Origin of the sequence: Streptomyces sp. NPDC058289 (assembly GCF_042880975.1) — a bacterium.
GTDB lineage: Bacteria > Actinomycetota > Actinomycetes > Streptomycetales > Streptomycetaceae > Streptomyces > Streptomyces stoeckheimensis.
Genome location: NZ_JBHVYI010000108.1, coordinates 21,221 through 27,374, shown reverse-complemented (window position 1 = coordinate 27,374; position 6,154 = coordinate 21,221). Strand labels below are relative to the sequence as shown.

2 protein-coding genes are annotated in these 6,154 nt (G+C 70.7%); both read right to left on the bottom strand.

The features are described from left to right. Positions 1 to 50 precede the first annotated feature (50 nt). Positions 51 to 5,024, bottom strand: a complete 4,974-nt coding sequence (locus ACFVX6_RS35530; protein WP_389698603.1) for an NAD-glutamate dehydrogenase — start codon at positions 5,022 to 5,024, stop codon at positions 51 to 53. Positions 5,025 to 5,420: 396 nt separating this feature from the next. Further along, positions 5,421 to 6,080 carry an HAD family hydrolase gene (locus ACFVX6_RS35525; protein WP_389698607.1) on the bottom strand — a complete coding sequence of 220 codons (660 nt, stop codon included), beginning with the start codon at positions 6,078 to 6,080 and terminating at the stop codon, positions 5,421 to 5,423. Positions 6,081 to 6,154 lie beyond the last annotated feature (74 nt).

The window sequence follows — 6,154 nt, the reverse complement described above, 5'->3', positions numbered from 1 at the left end:
CCCCCAAGGAGGTTCCGGGCCCGGCCCGTTCGTGTGCAAGCCCCGCAGGGCTACGCGTGCGCCCGGAGCAGCGACCGCATCGTCCGCATGGCGACGGACAGGTTCGCCAGATCGAAGTCGTCCGACCCCTGGATCTCGTCCAGAGTCGTCCGCGCACGCCCGATGATCGCCGCGTTCTTCTCCTCCCACGCCTTGAAGCGCTCCTCGGGAGTCGAGGTCCCGTTCCCGACCGCCAGCACGTCCGCGGTCAGCGCCGCGTGCGCCGAGAACAGGTCCTCGCGGATGGACGCGCGGGCCATCGACTGCCAGCGGTCGGCCCTCGGCAGCTCGATGATCCGGTCCATCAGCTGGGTGATGTCGAGCCGGTCGGCGAGGTCGTAGTACACCTCGGCGACGGCCAGCGGCTCGACGCCCGTGCGGTCGGCGATCGCGACGATGTCCAGCGTCGGGAAGGCCGAGGAGAACCCGGCCACCTTGGCCGCCAGCTCCTCCGGCACGCCCTCGCCGATCAGCTCGGCCATGACCGCCTCGTACCACTCCAGGTCCGCGCCGCGCACCAGCTTCGGCACGTCCGACCAGACCCGCGCGACCCGCTCGGCGAAGAGCTCGATGGTCTCGGTGATCTGGAGCGGCTGCGGCCGGTTGTTCAGCAGCCAGCGCGTACCGCGCTCGACCAGGCGACGCGAGTGCAGCCGGATCCGGGTCTGGACGTCGGCGGCGACCTCGTTGTCGAGGGCCTCGACCGCGTCCCACACATCGGCCAGGCCGAAGATCTCGCGGGCCGCGAGCTGCGCCCGGACGATCTCCTCCAGGGAGGCTCCGGTCTCCTCGCGCAGGCGGTGCAGGAAGGTCGAGCCACCGCTGTTGACGGTGTCGTTGACCAGCACCGTGGTGATGATCTCGCGGCGCAGCGCGTGCCCGTCGACCTGCTCGGGGAACTTCGCGAGCAGCGCGCCCGGGAAGTAGGCGTGCAGCAGGCGATCGAGGTACGGGTCGTCCGGCAGCTCGGTGTGGATGAGCTCGTCCGCCACCGTGATCTTGGTGTAGGCGAACAGGACGGCCAGCTCCGGCTGGGTCAGACCCTTGCCGGTGTTCAGCAGCTCGCGGAGCTGCCGGTCGTTGGGCAGGAACTCCAGCGCCCGGTCCAGCAGGCCGTCACGGCCCAGGCGGCGCATGAAGCGCTGCTGGGCGTGGAGCAGGCTGGGGGCCTGGGCGGCGCCGTTGGACAGCGCCACGTTCTGGGCGTAGTTGTTGCGCAGCACCAGCCGGCCGACCTCGTCGGTCATCTCGGCGAGGAACTTGTTGCGCTGCTTGACGGTCAGGTCCCCGTCGGCGACCACCCAGTTCAGCAGGATCTTGATGTTCACCTCGTGGTCGGAGGTGTCCACGCCCGCGCTGTTGTCGATGGCGTCGGTGTTGACCTTGCCGCCCTCGCCGCCGGCGCCGCTGCGCGCGAACTCGATGCGGCCGAGCTGGGTCAGGCCCAGGTTGCCGCCCTCGCCGATGACCTTGGCCCACACGTCGGAGCCGTTGACGCGGATGGCGTCGTTGGCCTTGTCGCCGACGTCGGCGTGCGTCTCGGCCGTCGCCTTGACGTACGTACCGATGCCGCCGTTCCACAGCAGGTCCACGGGGGCCTTGAGGATGGCCTGCATCAGCTCGGCGGGGGTCATCTTGGAGACGCCCGCCTCGATCCCGAGGGCCGCGCGGACCTGCGCGTTGATCGGGATGGCCTTCGCGCTGCGCGGGTGGATCCCGCCGCCCTGCGACAGCAGCGAGGCGTCGTAGTCCGCCCACGAGGAGCGCGGCAGGTCGAACAGGCGCCGGCGCTCGGCGTAGGAGGTCGCCGCGTCCGGGTTCGGGTCGATGAAGATGTGCCGGTGGTCGAAGGCCGCCACCAGGCGGATGTGCTCGGAGAGCAGCATGCCGTTGCCGAAGACGTCGCCGGACATGTCGCCGACGCCGACGACGGTGAAGTCCTGCGTCTGGGTGTCGTGCCCGAGCTCGCGGAAGTGCCGCTTGACGGACTCCCAGGCGCCGCGGGCGGTGATGCCCATGCCCTTGTGGTCGTAGCCGGCCGAGCCGCCGGAGGCGAAGGCGTCGCCCAGCCAGAACCCGTAGGACTCCGCGACCCCGTTGGCGATGTCGGAGAAGGTCGCGGTGCCCTTGTCGGCGGCGACGACGAGGTAGGTGTCGTCCTCGTCGTGGCGGACCACGCCCTTGGGCCGCACGACCTCGCCGCCGACCATGTTGTCGGTGATGTCGAGCAGCGCCGAGATGAAGATCTTGTACGAGGCGATGCCCTCGGCGAGCCAGGCGTCCCGGTCCACCGACGGGTCGGGGAGGTTCTTGGCGACGAATCCGCCCTTGGCGCCCACGGGCACGATGACGGTGTTCTTGACCATCTGCGCCTTGACCAGGCCGAGGATCTCCGTACGGAAGTCCTCGCGGCGGTCGGACCAGCGCAGGCCGCCGCGGGCGACCTTGCCGAAGCGCAGGTGGACGCCCTCGACGCGCGGGGAGTAGACCCAGATCTCGAAGGCCGGACGCGGCGCCGGCAGGTCGGGGATGGCCTGCGGGTCGAACTTCATCGACACGTAGGAGTGCTGCTCGCCCGCGGAGTTGAGCTGGAAGAAGTTCGTGCGCAGCGTCGCCTTGATGAGGGTGAGGAAGGAGCGCAGGATCCGGTCCTCGTCCAGCGAGGCGACCTGGTCCAGGGCCCCGTCCAGCTCCTCCAGCATCGCGTCGACGAGCTCGCTGCCCGCCGACTGGCGGCCGGGCGACATCCGCGCCTCGAAGAGCGAGATCAGCAGCCGGGTGGTGTGGACGTTGTTGCGGAGGGTGTCCTCCATGTAGTCCTGGCTGAAGGTGGCACCGGCCTGGCGCAGGTACTTGGCGTACGCGCGCAGGACGACGGCCTGCCGCCAGGTCAGCCCGGCGCTCAGCACCAGGGTGTTGAAGTTGTCGTTCTCGGCTTCGCCCTGCCAGACCGCCGAGAAGGCCTCCTGGAACCGCTCGCGGGCGTCGTCGCCGAGGTAGCCGGCGGCGCTGTCGCCGTTGGCGGAGACCGGCATCCGCAGACCGAAGTCGTAGATCCACGCGTTGGTGCGGTCGCTGCACCGCAGCTCGTACGGCCGCTCGTCGGTGACCTCGACGCCCAGGCGCTGCAGGACCGGCAGGACGGCGGACAGGGAGACCTGCTCGCCCGCCTTGTAGATCTTGAACCGGCGCTCGCCGGGGCCGGCGCCGACCGGCTCGTACAGCGACAGCGCGAACTCGCGGTCGCTGGCGGACAGCCGTTCCAGGTGGCACAGGTCGGCCACGGCCGCGCGCGGCGAGTGGTCGGCCTTGTAGCCCTCGGGGAAGGAGGTCCCGTACTTGCGCAGCAGCTCGGCGGCGCGCTCCTCGCCCAGCTCGGCGACCAGGGCCTCGCCGAAGCCGTCGGCCCAGGAGCGGGCGGCCTCGACCAGTCGGCCCTCGATCCGCTCGACGTCGGCGTCGGTCAGCACGGGCAGCTCGGTGCCCTGCGGGACGCGGACGACGAAGTGGATGCGGGAGAGGATCGACTCGGTGTTCCAGGCGGTGAAGTCGACGCTGATGCCGTCGAGCTCCTCCTGCAGGATCGCGATCAGCCGCAGCCGCACGCCGGTGGTGTAGCGGTCGCGCGGCAGGTAGACCAGCGCGGAGTAGTAGCGCCCGTACTCGTCCTGGCGCAGGTACAGCCGCAGCCGGCGGCGCTCCTGGAGGTACAGGACGGAGGTGGCGATGGCCTGGAGCTGGTCGACCGGGGTCTGGAACAGCTCGTCGCGCGGGTAGGTCTCCAGGATCTGGAGCAGGTCGCGGCCGTCGTGGCTGGACGGGGCGAAGCCGGCGCCTTCGAGGACCTCGGCGACCTTGCGGCGGATGACCGGGACCCGGCGCACCGACTCGGTGTACGCGGCGGAGGAGAACAGGCCGAGGAAGCGGCGCTCGCCGACGACGTTGCCCTCGGCGTCGAACTTCTTGACGCCGACGTAGTCGAGGTACGAGGGGCGGTGCACGGTGGAGCGGCTGTTGGCCTTGGTCAGCACCAGCAGGCGGTGCTCGCGGGCCTTGGCGCGGGCGTCGGCCGGCAGCCGGTTGAAGGACGGCGAGACGGGGTGCGCCTCGTCCTGGCCGTGGTGCAGCGGGTCGGAGCGCAGAATGCCGAGGCCGGTGCCGGGCACGGCGGCCAGGGCGTCGCCGTCGACGAGGTTGTACTCGCGGTAGCCGAGGAAGGTGAAGTGGTCGTCGGCGAGCCAGCGCAGCAGCTCGCGGGCCTCTTCGAGCTCGTACTCGCGCAGGTCCGGGGCGGTGGGCTCCTCGGGGAGCTCCTGCGCGATGCGCAGCGCCGCGTCGCGCATCTTCTCCCAGTCCTCGACGGACTCGCGTACGTCGGACAGGACGCGCTGCAGATCGGCGGTGATCTGCTTGAGGTCGGCCTTGTCGGTCTCGCGGTCGATCTCGACGTGGATCCAGGACTCGACGAGGGAGTCGTGGGGGCGCGCGGTGCGGGGACCGTGCGCGTCGCAGTCGGGGCCGAGGATCTCGATCAGCTTGCCGGTGACGTCGCGGCGGACGACGACCTGCGGGTGGATCACGACGTGGATGCCGCGCCCGTGGCGGGACAGCTCGTTCGTCACCGAGTCCACGAGGAACGGCATGTCGTCGGTGACCACCTCGACGACGGAGTGGCTGGAGGTCCAGCCGTTCTCCTCCACCGTGGGCGTGTGCACCCGCACGCTCGCCGTGCCCTGCGGACGGTTCTCCGCGAGCCGGTAGTGCGAGAGCGCGCCCCCGAACACGTCGACCGGGTCCCGGTCGAGCAGGTCCTCCGGGGCGGTGTGCAGGTAGTAGCGCTGGAGGTAGGCGAGAGTCGTGTCCCGGTCGGGACGCTCCCCCTGCTCGGACCCAGTCGGAAGTAGCCCCCCGGCCGGGCTGTTCTCAGCTACCCGTGCCGCCCGCGCGAGCAGCTCGGCCTTTGCTTCGTCCAGCTTGGTCTGCATGTCCTCTGGCTCCTGTCGCGCGCCATTGCGTGACGTAGGTGAAGGAAGGAATGGCATAGCACCGCGAGGCGGGGTTTCGGTGTCCGTTCGGGATCGACGCTATGCCGTCGAGAGAGCCCACCGGGAGGAAATCGGCCATGATCGGCAGGATGTCCCGGGAGCGGGGATCAGCGACGGCCCGGGCACGGTGGTGCGCCGGGCGCCGGACGGAGGCTTCAGTGCCTCCGAGAACTATCGCGCTGATCACGGGTACCAGGCTATCTCGCTCCACCCCCGGCTCGTCATGAGCTGTATGTGTACAAAAGAGGGGGGGTAACTTTGACACTCTGGATAGGGTCTGGCCCGGCCATGCGTGCCAGGCCGGTGCGCGGTCGCTCTCCGCTCATGCGCCGGTCGCTATCCGGCCAGCTCGCGAGCAGTGCGTACGGCCTCCGCCAGGCTGTCCACGACGGGGACACCGGCTGATTCCAGACTGCCGCGGCTGTGCGACCCGCCCGTGTAGAGGACGGCCCGCGCGCCCACGTGCGCGGCGGCAAGCGCGTCGTCCACGGCGTCTCCGATGAGGACCGTACGGCCGGCCGTCACTCCCGTCCCGTCCAGGGCCGCCAAATGACGTACGAGATGTCCGGCCTTGCTGGTGTGGGAGGGCCCGGTACGCCCGTCGACGCGCAGGAAGTGCGTGTCGATCCCGTGCGCCCGGACGAGCGGCACCAGCTTGTCGTGGGGCGCGAGGGACAGCAGGGACTGCGTGAGCCCGTCCTGCTGCCAGTCCCGCAGGAGCTCGCGGGCCCCTTCGGCGAGCCCGGCGTCCTCGGCGGCCACCCAGTAGTGCCGGTGGAAGGCCTCGTCCATGACCAGCCACTCGGCGTCCGTGGGGAGCCGGCCCATGAGGCGCTCGTAGAACTTCGGCACCGGTACGACGTACAGCTCGCGGTAGCGCTCCAGCGTGATCGGCGCGAGGCCGAGCTCCGCGAAGGAGGCGTTGGTGGCGGCTATCACGGCGTCGATGTCGTGGAGCAGCGTGCCGTTCCAGTCCCAGACGATGTGCGGGGCCACGGGCGCGGGGACCGGTGCCGCCGGGCCCTCGGGCGCGACGGCCACGGGCGCCGGCACCGCGAGCGCGGGGCCCT